This window comes from Faecalibacillus sp. H12 (genome assembly GCF_013361255.1).
Classification (GTDB): domain Bacteria; phylum Bacillota_I; class Bacilli_A; order Erysipelotrichales; family Coprobacillaceae; genus Faecalibacillus; species Faecalibacillus intestinalis.
The window spans coordinates 20,364-36,611 of the sequence record NZ_JABWDK010000013.1 but is presented as its reverse complement, the minus strand read 5'-3'; the positions used below and the strand labels follow the sequence as shown (position 1 = coordinate 36,611).

Below are 16,248 nucleotides of genomic sequence, written 5' to 3'. Positions count from 1 at the left end.
AGTCATAAATTTGATCGTTTGGTTATAAAAATCGACCGTTCAGTAATTATTTATTGATAATTTAAAAAATCACGGTATAATACGTTTGATTATAGATGAACTCCAAAATACGTCGTATTAACTTTAAAAATTGAGGGGGGGGGGGGTACAAATATGTACAAAAATAAGAGTCAATTATTATTTAGAAGACTATGTTTGATAGTAGTAGATATAATAAGTATTATTTTATCTTTCTTCTTATCAGCATTTATTGCATATGACGGTTCTATGGAATTAAGCTTTTTAAAATATACTTATTTTTTTATACCTATTTTACTCATAGGAAGTCTATTCTTCTTTATTATAATGAAGCTTTATGATAGTTTATGGAGCTATGCTTCCATTAATGAATTATTAAATGTTATTATTGCTTCAATATGCAGTTCAATTTTATACTGTATTTTATGTTTACTCATTCCAGTCCATCCGCCGATAAGTACAATATTTTTATATTTATTATTATTACTTGTTTTTGTAGGTGGAAGCCGATTTGGTTATCGGTTTGTTCGTCTTTATGCTTCAAGACATTACTTATTTGGTAGAAGTGATGATAATGAAAGCAAAGTCATGATTGTTGGTGCTGGTTCAGCAGGTGAAAAGATTTTAAGAGAAACACTTGTTTCGACAAAACTTCATAAAAAAGTTGTTTGTTTCATTGATGATGATGCAACAAAACACAATAGATGCATTCACAATGTTCCTATTGCAGGGGGAAGAAATGAAATCCTTACACAAGTTGAAAAATATAAAATTGATGAAATCTATGTAGCTTTACCATCAATAGATGATAAAGAAATATCTAAGATTTTAAATATTTGTAAAGAAACTAAATGTAAAATAAAAAAATTACCTGGTATGTATCAATTCTTGAACGATGAAATTACTTTAGAAAAACTAAAAGATGTTGAAGTTCAAGATTTACTTGGAAGAGATCCTGTCCAAGTAAACTTAAAAGAAATTATGGGTTATGTAAAAGATAAAGTAGTTATGGTTACTGGTGGAGGAGGATCTATTGGGTCTGAACTTTGTCGACAAATTGCTGCAAGTAATCCAAAACAATTGATTATTGTAGATATTTATGAAAATAATGCTTATAACATTCAATTAGAATTACAACATAAATATCCAAACTTAAATCTTGAAACCATGATTGCTTCCGTAAGAGATGCTGTTAAAATCAATGATTTATTTGCTTATTACCATCCAGATATTGTTTATCATGCAGCAGCACATAAACATGTACCATTAATGGAAGATGCGCCACATGAAGCAATTAAAAACAATGTTTTTGGTACATACAATGTCGTAAAAGCAAGTCATACATATGGTGTTAAGAAATTTATCTTGATATCTACAGATAAAGCAGTTAATCCGACAAATATTATGGGTGCTTCAAAACGATTATGTGAAATGGTTGTACAATCTTATAACAAGATTTCAAAAACAGAATTTGTTGCTGTACGTTTTGGAAACGTATTAGGTTCTAATGGATCCGTTATTCCTTTATTTAAAAAACAAATTAAAGAAGGTGGACCAATTACCATTACACATCCAGATATCATCAGATACTTTATGACAATACCTGAAGCTGTCTCTCTTGTCTTACAAGCAGGTGCCTATGCTAAAGGAGGAGAAATCTTTGTTTTAGATATGGGAAAACCGGTTAAGATTTTAGATATGGCTAGAAACTTAATTAAACTTTCTGGTTTAGAACCAGATGTAGATATTAAAATTGAATTTATTGGGTTAAGACCTGGTGAAAAACTTTATGAAGAAATGTTGATGAAAGAAGAAGGAATGAAAACAACGCCTAATAAGATGATTCATATTGGACAACCAATTCAATTACCTGATGATTTCTTTGATCAATTAGAAGATTTACGTCAAAGTGCATTTGATGAAGATAGTGATATTAGAAAAGATGTTCAATATATGGTAGATACTTACCATTATGATGAAAATACAACACATGGTGTGAAAAACAAAGGATAAAGAAGTTAAACGAATCGTCGCTTTGTCGCGTTCGTTTCCTTTATCTCATATATTAGAAATTAGTCCAATAAATCTATTGGATAGGCGAAGCATACTCAAATGGAGGTTTTTTATGTTTGATAATTGGTATGTAGTTCAGGTAAGAACAGGAAAAGAAGAAGAAATTGTTAAAAAATGTCAATTCTATATAGACCATGATATTTTAATTGATTGTTTTATTCCAATCACGAAAAAGAAAAAGAAGTATCATGGTACATGGCATATTGTTGATGATATTTTATTTAAAGGGTATATCTTTATAATCACCAATCAAGTAGAACAACTTTATACTCAACTCAAAAAAGTACCATATCTTACAAAACTCCTTGGAAATGATGGAAAAGAAATCTATCCCATCTATCCACAAGAAGCTATGTTTCTAACAAAATTTTCAAATAAAGATCATGTTGTTGATATTTCTAATGGTATTATTGAAAACGATAAAATCATTATTAATAAAGGTCCTCTCGTTGGTTTAGAAGGACTTATTACAAAAATAGACAGACATAAACGTATTGCTTATGTTGATGTAGAACTACTTGGAAAGCTTACAAGAGTTCAAGTAGGATTAGAAATTATTAGTAAATCATAAAAAGCACAGAAATGTGCTTTTTTATATACATTTTTTATGTATAACTTTGTTATGCCTTTTTTAGTATATAAAAATATTTCAAGAGAAAAGTTGTATGAAGAACTTCTTATGAAAGAAGAAGGCTTACAGGATACACTGAACCATCTAATTCATATTGGAAAACCAATAGAAATGGATGAAGAGGTCTTCTTAGAAAAACTTGTTCATTTGAAGAAGGAAGCTTATGACGAAACAAATGATATCAGACACCTTATCAAAGATATTGTGCCTACATATCAACCAAAATCATAACAGAACGTATGCTTTTTTTATATGAAAAAGAAAGGAAAAAATTATGAGTGATAAAAAGTATAAGATTGGTTATACAACAGAAGTGTTTGATATGTTTCATATAGGACACTTGAATATTTTAAAAAATGCAAGAAGACGATGTGATTATTTAATTGTTGGTGTAAGTACTGACGAAGTTGTAAAAAGTTATAAAAATAAAACACCTATAATCCCTTTTAAAGAACGTATTGCCATAGTAAATGAATTGAAATGTGTAGATAAGGTAGTTCCTCAAACAAGTATGAATAAGATGGAAGCATGGAATCAGTTACATTTTAATGTGTTATTCCATGGCTCTGATTGGCAAGGAAGTGATATGTACAATAATATGATTAATCAATTTTCAAATGTAGGTGTAGATGTTGTATTTCTTCCACACACAGATGGTATTTCTTCTACATATTTATCAGAAATATTACAAAAAATTAATATAGAAAATTTTGAATAACATAATCATAAAAGGTATGTTTTATTTTTTTAGTTTAATTGATAAAAATTGAATACTAAAATTAGTATTCAAAAATTTAAGTGATTTAGAAAGGATAATATCATGTTTTTAAAATTAATGTATATTACAAATAGCGTTGATGTTGCATTGATTGCTGAAAAATATGGAGTTGATAGAATTTGGATTGATTTAGAAACTTTAGGGAAGCAAGAAAGACAAGGACATATTGATTCTGTAAAATCAAAGCATTCTATCAATGATATAAAAAAAATATCGCCAAAATTAACAAAATCTGAAATGCTAGTAAGGGTTAATCCAATAAATCCATGTAGCAAAGAAGAAATAGACAAAGTAATTGAAGCTGGAGCAGATATTATTATGCTACCGATGTGGAAGTCATTAGATGATGTCAAAAATTTTTTAACAATTGTGGATACACGTGTTAAAACAACATTACTTCTTGAAACTAAAGAGGCTGTGGAATGTTTAGATGAAGTATTAGAAAATGGTGGATTTGATGAAATACATATAGGATTGAATGATTTGCATTTAAGCTATCATTTAAAATTTATGTTTGAATTGCTTGCCAATGGAACAGTAGAAAAGATTTGTAATAAAATCAAAAACTATAATATTCCGTATGGTTTTGGTGGTGTTGCTAGACTTGGAGAAGGAACATTACCAGCAGAAAAAATTATTATGGAACATTATCGATTAGGTTCATCTAGAGCAATTCTTTCAAGAAGTTTCTGTAATGTAGATAAGACAGCATCACTTGATGAAGTAAAAGAAATATTTAAAGAAAATATGAAAACTCAAAGATTATTTGAAGAGAAAGTAATGAAAATGTCTAAAAAAGATTTTGAAAATAATAAAGATGAATTAAGCAATTGTGTAGAAAAAATCGTTAAACAAATGGAGGCATAAAAATGAAATTAAACAAACAAATTATAAGTGATTTAAGAAAAGAATACGGAGATGCTTTTTATTTGTTAGATTCTAAACAATTTAGAAGTAACTATACTGAATTAAAAAATGCTTTTTCAAGTATTTATTCTAATTTTAATATTGCATATTCTTATAAAACAAATTATACACCTAGATTATGTAAAATTGTTAATGAATTAGGTGGATATGCTGAAGTTGTTTCTGAAATGGAAGCTGCATTAGCTATGAGAATTGGGGTTAAGGAAAATAGAATTATTTGGAATGGTCCAATTAAAAATAAAGAAAAACTAGAATCTTTTTTATTAGCTGGTGGCACAGTTAATATTGATTCTATTGATGAAGGAAAATATATCTATGAATTATCAAAAAAGCATGAAGATGTAACATTTAATGTTGGTGTTCGTTGTAATTATGATGTTCAAGATGGTGTTATTTCTCGATTTGGTTTTGATGTAGAGAGTAAAGAATTTCAAGATGTATTAGATTTAATTAGGGAAAGAGATAATTTATATCTAATCAATTTACAATGCCATTTTGCTAAAAGACAATTAGAATATTGGCCTGAAAAAGCAAAAGGAATGTTAGATTTGATTGACAGGTTAAACATTGTCCCACAAAGAATTGATCTTGGTGGTGGATTGTTTGGGAAAATGGAAAATTCTTTGAAAGAACAATTTACATCTAATATTCCTAATTATCAAGATTATGCAAATGCAGTAGCAACATTATTTGCTGAAAGATTTTCTGATAAAGATAATCAACCAGAATTAATTATAGAACCAGGTTCAGCTTTAGTTGGTGATTGTATGAAATTCGTTGGGACAGTTAAAACAATAAAAAATATAAGAGGAAAATCATTTGCAACAGTATTAGGAAGTCAAAAAAATATTAGTATGACTGGTGTTAATCCTCCTATAGAAATAATCAATATGTCAAATGAGCAAGATGAATATAAAGATTTAGATTTTGTCGGATTTACATGTATTGAGTCTGATGTTATTTATAGAAATTTTAATGGAAAATTAGCTATAAATGATGCGATTGTTATTAGTAATTGCGGATCGTATTCCTTAGTTATGAAACCTCCGTTTATTTTACCTAATTTCGCTGTATTAGATATTTCAGAAGGTAAAACAGAAGTTATTAAACGTGCTGAAAATTTCGAAGATGTTTTTCATACGTTTGAATTATAGGAGGAAATAGATTTGGTAGCTATTAATAAATTTTTAAAGAGACTGTTTGATATTGTATCATCAGGCATAGCAATTATTATTTTGATTCCTTTATGGATAATAATTGCTATTGCTATAAAAAAAGATTCTAAAGGACCTATTTTCTTCAAACAAGGTAGAAGAACAACAAATGGAAAAGTATTTCATATGTATAAATTTCGCTCAATGATAGTTGATGCTGAAAAAATGGGTGCAGGATTATTTAATTATAAAGATGATCCAAGAGTAACAAAAGTAGGAAAATTTTTAAGAAAGAGTAGTTTAGATGAATTACCTCAATTGTTTAATATATTTTTTGGAGATATGTCTGTCGTAGGACCCAGACCATGCGTTACTTATGAATTGGGCGATTTTGAAACATTAAATAAAAAGTATAAAAAAAGGTTTCAAGTCAAAGCAGGCTTAACTGGTTTGGCTCAAGTAAAGGGTCGCAATGATATTTCTTGGGATGAAAAAGTAACCTATGATAATCAATATGTGGATGGATTTAAAAAGTATGGAATTTTATTAGATATAAAGATTCTATTTGACTCAGTAATAAAAGTGTTTAAAAAAGAAAATATTTATGAAAATAAAGCAGATGAATCTTTAGATGATATCGAAGCTGCGAAATTAGCAGAAGAAGAAATTATTAGAATTGCACACTTACCAGATTAGAGGAGGATAAGCAATGAAATATGATGTAGAAAATAGAAGAATATGGTTAAAAGGTGAAATATTAAATGTCAATGATGCAAAAATCAATGTATTATCACCAACATCACAATTTGGTTTAAATGTATTTGAAGGAATTCCATGTTATTGGAATGAAGATGAAAATCAATTATATGCATTTCGTTTAGATGATCATTATAATCGATTATTAAGATCAGCAAAATTGTTACAATTAGATTGTAAATATACAAAGGAAGATTTTACAAAAGCCTTAAAAGATGTCATTAAAGCAAACGAATATGATGAAAATTTATCTGTAAGACAAACTTTATTTGTTGATGGCTTTGGATCATGGGGATCAGAGGGACCAGTAGAAATGTTTGTTGCACCAATTCCTAGAGGAAGAACAAGTGCTGAATATAATAAAAAAGGGTTAAACTGTTGTATTACTTCTTGGAGAAGAATTAGTGATGAAACTCTTTCACCAAGAATTAAATGTGGCGCTAATTATATTAATAGTAGAGTAGGACAAAGAGAAGCTTTAAGAAATGGATATGATACTTGTCTTTTCTTAAATGAAGTTGGAAAGGTTGCAGAAGGACCTGGATCATGCTTTTTTATGATTAAGGATAATACAGTTATTACTCCACAACTTACAGATAGTGTTCTAGAAAGTATTACAAGAGATACTGTGATTCAATTAGCAAAGCATATGGGATATAAAGTTATTGAAAGATCAATAGATAGAACAGAACTTTACACATGTGATGAAGCCTTTTTATGTGGGTCAGCGATGGAGATTACCCCTGTTTTAAGTATTGATCGATATACAATTGGAAATGGTGATACTGGAAATATTACAAAAAATATACATTTAAAATATTTAGATGCTGTTCAAGGAAAAGATAAAGAATTTAAGCAATGGGTAACTCCAATTTATGAATAGAGGTTAGTTATGGATAGAAAATTTATAGAAGGAAAAGTATCTGTAATTATACCAATTTATAATGCAGAAAAGTATTTAAGAAAAACATTAGATTCTATTCTTGTTCAAACATACAAAGACATAGAGATTGTTTTAGTTGATGATTGTTCAAATGATGACTCAGCTAATATTATTAAAGAGTATATACAAAAATATCCAGAAATTGTTTACTTTTTACAAGAAACAAATCAAGGTGCAGGCGCAGCAAGAAATAAAGCATTAGAATTAGCAACTGGTCAATATGTTGCTTTTTTAGATAGTGATGATATTTGGTATCCAAATAAGGTTGCTAAACAACTTGAGTTAATGAAGAAAAGAAATTGTCCATTTTCATATACGGCAATTGAAATGATTGATGAAAATGACAATCTTTTAAAGAATAAAAGAAATATTAAAGAAACGTGTGATTACAAATATTTGTTACATAATACAATAATAGCTACATCGTCAGTTATTATCGATAGAACTATTTTAGGTGACTTTAGAATGCCTTTAAGGCGAGGTGGACAAGATTATGCAACTTGGTTAATGTTATTAAGAAATGGATGCATTGCTAGAGGCATTAATGAAGCACTTGTTAAATATCGTATAAGTAGTAATTCATTATCATCAAATAAATTTAAAAGCATTAAACAAATTTGGGAAATTCAAACACAAGATGAAGAAATAAATAAATTACGTGTTTGTTTGAATACATTTAGATTTATAATAAATGCTTTAAAAAAATATTTAGGAGAATAGAGATGAGAAAAATTGATGTTGAAATAGTTTTTGTGGTTTTAGTTTATAGAAATATAGATGATTTACAAAACTTTATTATTAATACGAAATCTAAAGTAAAGTGTAATTATAAAATTATTGTTATAGATGCCAAATATTCAGATGAAGTATCCAAAGATATAGAAAATATTTGTTTTCAAAATAAACTAGTATACATTCAGATTGATAACAAAGGATATGGATATGGGAATAATGTTGGAATAGAATATGCAAATAATATGTATGAATATAAATATATTATTATTTGTAATCCAGATGTTGAGTTTATTAGCACATTAAGAATAGAAAATTTATGCGATTCTGAAATGATTATTGCTCCCCAAATAATTGCCAATAATAATAAATTGCAAAATCCATATTGGGTGAAAGAAAATATATTTTCTGAAAAATTAATGTATATAGGGTATAAACATGATATTAAATTGTTTTTGTATGTGGGTATTTTTATAAATAAGATTATAAAGTATTTATTTAGAAATCATAATAATTATATCTATGCATGTCATGGTGCATGTATAATCTTGAATTATAATTTTATAAAATACTACAATTTTAAATTTGATGATAAAATGTTTTTATTTTATGAAGAGGCATTGTTAGGATTATTTGCTAAAAAGAACAATATAAAAATAAAGTATGATAAAAATATTATAGTAAGACATTTTGAAGACGGATCAATGAGTATTTCAAATATTAATGAATATAATTTCTTAAGGGACTCGTTTATTTATTATTATAAAAGGTATAGAAAATTATGAAAATAGGAATTGTAATTGTATGTTATAACCCAGATATAAGAACAGATAAGTTGATAGATAATATTTCAAATGATAATAATTATGAAAAAATAGTTATTGTCGATAATTCAAATTTTAGAAATAAAAAGTTTGAAAATTTAGATAGAAAAAAATTTAAATATATTCCAAATTGTAAAAATTTAGGAATAGCCAAAGCTCAGAATATTGGATTAGATTATTTAAATTCTATTGGATTAAAATGGGCTATTACACTAGATCAAGATACAATAATTACATATTCATTAAGTAATAAGTATATAAAGTATTTAGATAAAAAAGAAAAACTTGATGATATAGGAATTATAAGTACTAATTATTACGATATAGGTACACAAAAGCAAAAATTTGTATTTAATGAAAGTGAAATACTTGTTGATGAAACTATAAGTTCTGGGTCTTTGATTAATATAGATATATTTAATAAAATAGGAAAAATGAGAGAGGATTATTTTATAGATCAAGTAGATAATGAATATTGTTTAAGGCTAAAAGTAAACGGATATAAAATAGTTATATTGAATGGTATCGATATGGAACATAAAATAGGAAAAATAGAGTTGAGAAAGATTTTTGGAAGAGAAATCTGCATTTATCATCAATCACCTATGCGATATTATTACAGAACAAGAAATCTATTATTTATGATAAAAGATTATAAGGATAGAGTTGTGATAATAAAAGTTATAAAATCATTAGTAAAAGATTTTATAAAATTATTATTTGAACAGAAAAAATATACAAAATTAAAAATGATTTTTTTAGGTATTAATGATGGATTTGCTTATCTGCTTGATAGAAAGGAAAAAAATGAAGATAATTTTGATTAATATTATATTAATAATATTTATGGTATTTTTATATAAATATTTAAAGAAAAAAACAAATACATATTTTTCACCATTGCTTTTGTTTAATTGGATTTGGATTACTGTTATAGTTAATTCAGCTTTAATTTCAACAAAAAAATTTAGTATGACAACAAATATATTTGTTATTTTAATTTTTATAAGTGGGAATTTATTTTTTTTAATGTTTTCGAAAAGAAACAATAATGATGATTTATATAAACAAATTCATAAGTATTATTCAACAAATAAAAGTAAAATGAAAAAAATGATAATTTTTTGTTTGTTATTTCGTATTATGCAAATATTTTATGATATTTATGTTGTTAATAGATTAGGTGCATCAATTAATATGTTATTTGGTAATGTTGAATGGTTAAGGTTTGCATATTTGAATTATTCAAATAACATAGGAATAGTTTTTGCATTAATCACAAATATTTTAAATTATTTTGCTGAATTAGGACTAATAATAAGTGCATTTTTATGTTTCTGTGAAAAAAAATATTTCTACTTACTAATAAATATTATATTATCCTTTTTTCATGCTATTTTTACATTATCAAAAATGGCTTTTTTTATTGACTTAATATTTGTAATAGGAATTTTTTTTATATTTTCAAATATAATCAAAATAAATCGTAAAGAGAAAAGATTAATAGTGTTGGTAATAGTATTTATTATCCTTTCATTGATAGTAACAGGAACGCAAAGAGGATATCAAAATCAAGATAGTTCAATTGAGGGAATTGATAATGTTATAGTAGCTAAAACAGTTTCGTATTTTGTAACACCGTGTCTAGCATTTAAATCCTTAATGGATCAAGAAATTGATTATAGTTATGGAAGCAAAACATTTAGCCCAATATATAAGTTTATTGGATTTAGTTATGAAACATTTGGAGATATAGATGTAGGTTTTGATGATTCTACTGTTTATACTTTGCCAGGAATGTTTTTTGCTGATTTTGGTTATATTGGATGTATATTATTATTATTTTTTTATTCTTTCGTAGTTTCAAAAACATATAATAAAGTTTTTCAGAAATTTTCTTTATTTAATTTGTGTATGTATTTAATATTTAATATGACATTATTACTTTCATTTTTTACTTGGATGGGAAGAATGACTTTTTATTGGATATTCCCTATTTTTGTTTTTTATGTTGAAAAGATGATTATGATTAAGAATGGAGGATAAAATATTGAATAATAAATTAAAAACCATTTCAACAAATACATTAATAATTGGTATGGGAGCTATTGTTTCTAAAGGTGCAGCATTTATAATTGCTTTTGTATTAGCAAATTTTTTATCAACAAAACAATATGGTAGTTTGGATGTTATTTTGACATATGTTAGTTTAGCACTGCCTTTTATTACTATGGAATTATCTCAAGCAATGTATAGAAAGATATTAGAAAATCCAGAAAATGCAAATGAATATTATTTAAAATCCATAATGTCAATATTATTAAATGTTATTATTTTTATAGTTATATTGATTTTTATTAATACACAGTATAAATTTTATATTTTTATTTATACATTATTACAAATAATTTTTAACTTTACTATTGAATATGTTAGAGGCTTACAAAATCTTAAATTATATTCTATATGTAATATTATTAATTCTTTTACTTTTTTAGTACTAGCTCCATTATTTTTAAAATGTTTTCAACATAATATAAAATATGTCCTTTTAGCATATTCAATCTCTTTTTTGATATGCATTGGCATTGTATATTATAAATATGATATTTTTAGAATTACTAATAAAGGTGATTATAATTTAAAAAAAATGCTATCATATTCATTACCACTTATACCTAATGGAATTTCATGGTGGGTTACAAATGCATCAGATAGGTTGATTATAAATTTGTTTCTAGGTGTTAAATATAATGGATTATATGCTATGGCTTATAAAATCCCTACACTATTAACTTCTTTTTTTTCTGTATTTAATTTATCTTTTCAACAAATGGCATTTTTAGAAAATGAGGAAAGTGATATTATTTTTTATGATAAATTATTTAATGAACTATTTCGAATTTTATCTTGTGTTGGGCTTTTAATAATAATGTTTGTACCGATTGTATATGGTGTTTTTTTACCTCATGATTATATTGCTAGTATGAAATATATTCCATCTCTTTTATCAGGTACCATATTTCTTTGTTTATCACAATATTTAGGAAATATGTTACTTTCAAATAGAAAAAATAAAATAGTAGGCATTTCTACAACAATTTCAGCAATATTTAATATTTTAATTAATTTATTATTAATAAAACAAATTGGATTATTTGCCGCATCATTTTCTACAATGATTTCATATATAATTCTTTATACTATTAGATATTTTAACCAAAGAAAAAGTATAGTAAAAAAGACATTTTATTTTAAAACATTAATTATACAATTATTATTTTTAATGTTTTCTTATTTTTATATTAGATATTTTGACTTTAATATTGTATATATGATTATAAATGTTTTTTTGATTATTTTTGTTTTAATGATAAATAAAAATTTCATTCTATCGTTAGTAAATATATGTTTTAAGGAGAAAAAATAGAAGATTATGAATATAACAATTGTAAATCAACAAGGACACAATTTTGGAGATGAAGCAGCAGGAGCAGGATTGATTAACAGAATACTACAATATGAAGAAGTAGAAAATGTGACTGTTCTTTATGCATCTGATTCAATTTTACCAATTACTGATTCTAGAATTATACATAAACCAGATATTTCTTTAAAAAATGTAGGTTTAAAAAATTTAATTACTTATTATTTGTTTGGGTCTAAAATAGTAAAAAATAAAAAATTAAATGAATGGATTAGAATTATTAATAATTCTGACATAATTTTTGTTTCCCCATGTGGTGCAAGTATAGGAATATATAAAGATTATCGATATCTATTAAGATTATTGATTGTTGTTAAAGAAAAAAAAATACCAGTTTTTCATTATAATACTATTAATTCAAGTAAAAGTATAATATTTGACAGTATTGCAAAATATATTTTAAATAGATCAGATGTAAATGTAAGAGAAAAGAAATCTAAATTATACTTGGATAGTATAGGCATTGAAAGTACACTAGGAACTGATAGTGCTTTTTTATTAAGTCCATTAGAGAATATGAGTAAAAGTAGTTATATTAGTTTTATTCCTGCTCATTTTGATGATTGGCATCCTTATTTTAAAAAAAATAATATAGATGAAAAATTTAATAGTAAAGTATTGCCGATTATTTCCAAAATTATAAAAAAAAATAATTTAAAAATAAAAATACTGCCTCATTTCAATTTAGAAAGTGAATATAAATATTGTAATTATATGAAAGAATTGCTAATAAAAAATGGAGTTAATGAAAGAAATATAGTAGTTCCTAGATTAACAAAATTTCAAGAATATGATTATGAAATTTCTAGAAGTCTATTTGTAGTATCAATGAGATATCATGGTTGTGTTTTAGCTTCTAAAAATTTTATTCCTTTTTATACTTTTTCATATGAGAATAAAATGAATGAAGTAGCTAATTATTCGCAAATGAAAGAATATGTTATTAATTTAAATAATCTAGATGCATACTCTAATAATAATTTAAGTAATCTTTTTGAATCTATTATTTTTAAAAGAGATGATTTAAGTGATATGTTAAAATCAAGATATTATAATTTTATTCTTCCAAACGTTGAAAAGAAGACTAAACAATTATTTAAGGGAGATGAATAGAAAATGAAACTAGCAGTCGCAGGAACAGGATATGTAGGATTGAGTATCGCTACATTATTAGCACAGCATCACGAAGTGATGGCTGTGGATATCATAGAAGATAAGGTGAATAAGATTAATAATCGTATTAGTCCTATTCAAGATGAATATATCGAAAAATATTTAAAAGAAAAAGAATTAAATCTAACAGCAACCTTAAATGCAGAAGATGCATATAAGGATGCTGTTTTTGTTATCATTGCTGCACCAACAAACTATGATTCAAAGAAGAACTTCTTTGATACAAGTGCAGTAGAAAATGTAATAGAACAGGTAATGGAAATCAATCCAAATGCCATTATGGTCATTAAAAGTACAATACCTGTAGGATATACACAAAGCATCAGGGAAAAAACAGGAAGCAAGAATATCATTTTCTCTCCTGAATTCTTAAGAGAATCAAAGGCATTGTATGATAATCTTTATCCTTCAAGAATCATTGTAGGAACAGATATGAATGATGAAAGACTTGTAGAAGCAGCACATACATTTGCATCACTATTACAAGAAGGAGCCATCAAAGAAGATATTGATACATTGTTTATGGGATTTACAGAAGCAGAAGCAGTAAAACTGTTCGCTAATACATATCTAGCATTAAGAGTATCTTTTTTCAATGAATTAGATACCTATGCAGAACTAAAAGGATTAGGTACACAACAAATCATTAATGGAGTATGTCTAGATCCAAGAATTGGATCACATTACAATAATCCATCATTTGGATATGGGGGATATTGTTTACCAAAAGATACAAAACAATTATTAGCTAACTATGCAGATGTCCCACAAAACTTAATTGAAGCCATTGTAGAAAGTAATAGAACAAGAAAAGATTTCATTGCAGATCAAGTATTAGAAAAAGCAGGAGCGTATGAAGCAAATGATTCATATAATCAAGAAAAAGAAAATGAAGTAATTGTTGGAGTATATAGATTAACAATGAAATCAAACAGCGATAACTTCAGACAGTCATCAATCCAAGGAGTCATGAAAAGAATCAAAGCTAAAGGAGCTAAGGTTATTGTCTATGAACCAACATTAGAAGATGGAACAACATTCTTTGGAAGTGAAGTAGTAAATGACTTAAATAAATTTAAAGAACTAAGTCAAGCAATCATAGCGAACCGCTATGATAGTTGTCTAGATGATGTAGAAGAAAAAGTATATACAAGAGATTTATTTAGAAGAGATTAGTTTCTAATATGGATTTTTTAGATTTATTTTATAAGAATTTTTCTATAAAGCCTAAGTCTTTATTTGGGTAATTTTCATTGTTTTAATAGTTATTAAATTTGGTGATTTTTTTAATTCATTGGAATTATCATGGAAATGGGTTAAGAAAATATATGATTTTTTTAAAAATAATAAAAAAAGAGTAATAATTGTACTTATAGTGTTGTTTTGCATAATAGGTAATTCAGATTTTTCAATTTTTTTTAATTCTTCCACTAATAAAAAAGATATCATCCTTATGGATGATAATAATAAAAAAAATTATCCAATTGAAGTGGATATGAAAATGAAGAAGAAGGTTGGGAATTGGACGTATTTTATATACAATACTGAGGATACAATTGGAAGTAAATACGCTGATAAGCCAATATACTATCCTGCTCTGTATAGATACAAAAATGGTACATATATTGCTAGAAAAGTAAATGAACAAGCTTGTTATACTTATACGGTTTCTAAAAATTGTGTTTATTATTTAGATTCGACATTGTCTGTTCAATCACATGGTTATTTATATGTTGCAAGACCAGATGGAAAAAACCAAAAATTACTAGATACAGAATTATATGATTTTCAAATAGTTGATGATAAATATATTTATTATGTTTATTGTTTTGATACTACAGGAGTTGGTATTGAAGGACATGCTCTTCATAGAATGAATTTAGATGGGTCTAATGAAATAATTGCAGCGTATGAAGTGTCAAGTGATATTTTAAAATGTAGTCACTTTGATTATAAGATAAAAAAAGGATGGGTTTATTATAAGAATTTTAAAATGGAATTAGGTAATCCTGCAAGTGGGCTTGAAAAAATAGTAATGAATGATATAGGTGACAATGATTGGATTTATTATATTACTAATCAATTGATAAAAGCTAAAAAAGATGGTTCACAACGTGTAGTTTTAGATGGAGAGGATACCTTTGATTATGAAATAGAAAAAGTAGAAGATAAATACATCTATTATAGGAAGAATGGTATTACGTATAAAATAGGTGTTGATGGCAATAACAAAGAGATTTTGGAATGAAATTGAATATTCTAGGTGTATCACCACAAAAGATACACCTATTTTTCACACATGAATATAAGCGGTTGCATGTTTTTGTGTTTTTTATCGAGATAAAAGATAATGAGGCTAAAGGGAAAGTAAAGAAGACAGCGGGTATATGTTTAAAGAGTATTAATTTTTGACTCCTATATAGAAGTGAAAATGAAAAGATAAAAATTTATGGCATGTTTATTTTTATTAGTTATAAGATTTAGTTTACATGTTCCATGTGATGTTTTTACGATTACAAATGAAGATAATCATGTAGAAACAGATCAAACGAATTTAGCTAATGATCAATTAGCAAAAAAAAATGCATCAGGTATTCATGATATCTTTTATCCTAAATATAATAGTAAATTAGAATTATTTAAAGTACTTTTAAAAGATTACTTTATAAAGATGAAGAAATTGATGTATTTGATATAGATATCAGTTCTTAGAACGCTATATTTTTATTTAGCTTTTTATTTTGCACTTACT

At 25.9% G+C, this 16,248-nt stretch carries 17 protein-coding genes; all 17 read left to right on the top strand.

The features are described from left to right. Positions 1-153 precede the first annotated feature (153 nt). The 17 genes from HUU89_RS09440 (at position 154) to HUU89_RS09360 (ending at position 16,194) form a co-directional block, all read left to right on the top strand. Positions 154-2,031, top strand: a complete 1,878-nt coding sequence (locus tag HUU89_RS09440; RefSeq protein WP_175301607.1) for a polysaccharide biosynthesis protein — start codon at positions 154-156, stop codon at positions 2,029-2,031. A 112-nt stretch (positions 2,032-2,143) separates the two neighbouring features. Continuing rightward, positions 2,144-2,662: an antiterminator LoaP gene (loaP, locus tag HUU89_RS09435; protein ID WP_175301606.1), complete on the top strand. Its 519-nt coding sequence runs from the start codon at positions 2,144-2,146 to the stop codon at positions 2,660-2,662. Between the two features lie 36 nt (positions 2,663-2,698). Next, on the top strand, positions 2,699-2,953 hold the full coding sequence (locus tag HUU89_RS09430) for a hypothetical protein (RefSeq protein WP_254697750.1): 255 nt from the start codon (positions 2,699-2,701) through the stop codon (positions 2,951-2,953). A 43-nt stretch (positions 2,954-2,996) separates the two neighbouring features. Further along, positions 2,997-3,440, top strand: a complete 444-nt coding sequence (locus tag HUU89_RS09425) for an adenylyltransferase/cytidyltransferase family protein (protein WP_118347767.1) — start codon at positions 2,997-2,999, stop codon at positions 3,438-3,440. A gap of 102 nt (positions 3,441-3,542) precedes the next feature. Beyond that, entirely contained in the window at positions 3,543-4,367 is an 825-nt protein-coding gene (locus HUU89_RS09420) for an aldolase/citrate lyase family protein (RefSeq protein ID WP_175301605.1), read from the top strand. Between the two features lie 2 nt (positions 4,368-4,369). Continuing rightward, the gene (locus tag HUU89_RS09415; protein ID WP_118347771.1) at positions 4,370-5,581 is read left to right on the top strand and encodes a pyridoxal-dependent decarboxylase; all 1,212 of its coding nucleotides are present in this window, start codon (positions 4,370-4,372) and stop codon (positions 5,579-5,581) included. Positions 5,582-5,593: 12 nt separating this feature from the next. Next, positions 5,594-6,277: a sugar transferase gene (locus HUU89_RS09410; protein WP_118306157.1), complete on the top strand. Its 684-nt coding sequence runs from the start codon at positions 5,594-5,596 to the stop codon at positions 6,275-6,277. Between the two features lie 13 nt (positions 6,278-6,290). Next, complete coding sequence (locus HUU89_RS09405; RefSeq protein ID WP_118306156.1) at positions 6,291-7,220, top strand: branched-chain amino acid transaminase; 930 nt, start codon at positions 6,291-6,293, stop codon at positions 7,218-7,220. Between the two features lie 9 nt (positions 7,221-7,229). Then, positions 7,230-8,000 (top strand): glycosyltransferase family 2 protein, encoded by a 771-nt coding sequence (locus HUU89_RS09400; protein ID WP_118347773.1) that lies wholly within the window; start codon positions 7,230-7,232, stop codon positions 7,998-8,000. Between the two features lie 2 nt (positions 8,001-8,002). Then, positions 8,003-8,797 carry a hypothetical protein gene (locus HUU89_RS09395; protein ID WP_118347775.1) on the top strand — a complete coding sequence of 265 codons (795 nt, stop codon included), beginning with the start codon at positions 8,003-8,005 and terminating at the stop codon, positions 8,795-8,797. After that, a complete protein-coding gene (locus HUU89_RS09390; protein WP_118347777.1) occupies positions 8,794-9,663 on the top strand; it encodes a glycosyltransferase in 870 nt (289 codons plus the stop codon). Before HUU89_RS09395 ends, HUU89_RS09390 begins: the two co-directional genes overlap by 4 nt. Beyond that, entirely contained in the window at positions 9,656-10,882 is a 1,227-nt protein-coding gene (locus HUU89_RS09385) for an O-antigen polymerase (protein ID WP_158569610.1), read from the top strand. Before HUU89_RS09390 ends, HUU89_RS09385 begins: the two co-directional genes overlap by 8 nt. Before the next feature lie 4 nt (positions 10,883-10,886). Continuing rightward, positions 10,887-12,266 carry a lipopolysaccharide biosynthesis protein gene (locus HUU89_RS09380; protein WP_158569611.1) on the top strand — a complete coding sequence of 460 codons (1,380 nt, stop codon included), beginning with the start codon at positions 10,887-10,889 and terminating at the stop codon, positions 12,264-12,266. A gap of 6 nt (positions 12,267-12,272) precedes the next feature. Next, positions 12,273-13,436: a polysaccharide pyruvyl transferase family protein gene (locus HUU89_RS09375; RefSeq protein WP_175301604.1), complete on the top strand. Its 1,164-nt coding sequence runs from the start codon at positions 12,273-12,275 to the stop codon at positions 13,434-13,436. Between the two features lie 3 nt (positions 13,437-13,439). Beyond that, positions 13,440-14,672 (top strand): nucleotide sugar dehydrogenase, encoded by a 1,233-nt coding sequence (locus HUU89_RS09370; RefSeq protein WP_147579699.1) that lies wholly within the window; start codon positions 13,440-13,442, stop codon positions 14,670-14,672. Between the two features lie 199 nt (positions 14,673-14,871). Continuing rightward, the gene (locus HUU89_RS09365; RefSeq protein WP_317992338.1) at positions 14,872-15,744 is read left to right on the top strand and encodes a DUF5050 domain-containing protein; all 873 of its coding nucleotides are present in this window, start codon (positions 14,872-14,874) and stop codon (positions 15,742-15,744) included. 201 nt (positions 15,745-15,945) lie between these two features. Further along, on the top strand, positions 15,946-16,194 hold the full coding sequence (locus HUU89_RS09360; RefSeq protein WP_147579698.1) for a hypothetical protein: 249 nt from the start codon (positions 15,946-15,948) through the stop codon (positions 16,192-16,194). Positions 16,195-16,248 lie beyond the last annotated feature (54 nt).

Bases quoted from the DNA above. Each gene is read 5' to 3' on its own strand.
- HUU89_RS09440 (WP_175301607.1), top strand. From the start codon at position 154: ATGTACAAAAATAAGAGTCAATTATTATTTAGAAGACTATGTTTGATA.
- loaP (WP_175301606.1), top strand. From the start codon at position 2,144: ATGTTTGATAATTGGTATGTAGTTCAGGTAAGAACAGGAAAAGAAGAA.
- HUU89_RS09430 (WP_254697750.1), top strand. From the start codon at position 2,699: ATGTATAACTTTGTTATGCCTTTTTTAGTATATAAAAATATTTCAAGA.
- HUU89_RS09425 (WP_118347767.1), top strand. From the start codon at position 2,997: ATGAGTGATAAAAAGTATAAGATTGGTTATACAACAGAAGTGTTTGAT.
- HUU89_RS09420 (WP_175301605.1), top strand. From the start codon at position 3,543: ATGTTTTTAAAATTAATGTATATTACAAATAGCGTTGATGTTGCATTG.
- HUU89_RS09415 (WP_118347771.1), top strand. From the start codon at position 4,370: ATGAAATTAAACAAACAAATTATAAGTGATTTAAGAAAAGAATACGGA.
- HUU89_RS09405 (WP_118306156.1), top strand. From the start codon at position 6,291: ATGAAATATGATGTAGAAAATAGAAGAATATGGTTAAAAGGTGAAATA.
- HUU89_RS09400 (WP_118347773.1), top strand. From the start codon at position 7,230: ATGGATAGAAAATTTATAGAAGGAAAAGTATCTGTAATTATACCAATT.
- HUU89_RS09395 (WP_118347775.1), top strand. From the start codon at position 8,003: ATGAGAAAAATTGATGTTGAAATAGTTTTTGTGGTTTTAGTTTATAGA.
- HUU89_RS09390 (WP_118347777.1), top strand. From the start codon at position 8,794: ATGAAAATAGGAATTGTAATTGTATGTTATAACCCAGATATAAGAACA.
- HUU89_RS09375 (WP_175301604.1), top strand. From the start codon at position 12,273: ATGAATATAACAATTGTAAATCAACAAGGACACAATTTTGGAGATGAA.
- HUU89_RS09370 (WP_147579699.1), top strand. From the start codon at position 13,440: ATGAAACTAGCAGTCGCAGGAACAGGATATGTAGGATTGAGTATCGCT.
- HUU89_RS09360 (WP_147579698.1), top strand. From the start codon at position 15,946: ATGGCATGTTTATTTTTATTAGTTATAAGATTTAGTTTACATGTTCCA.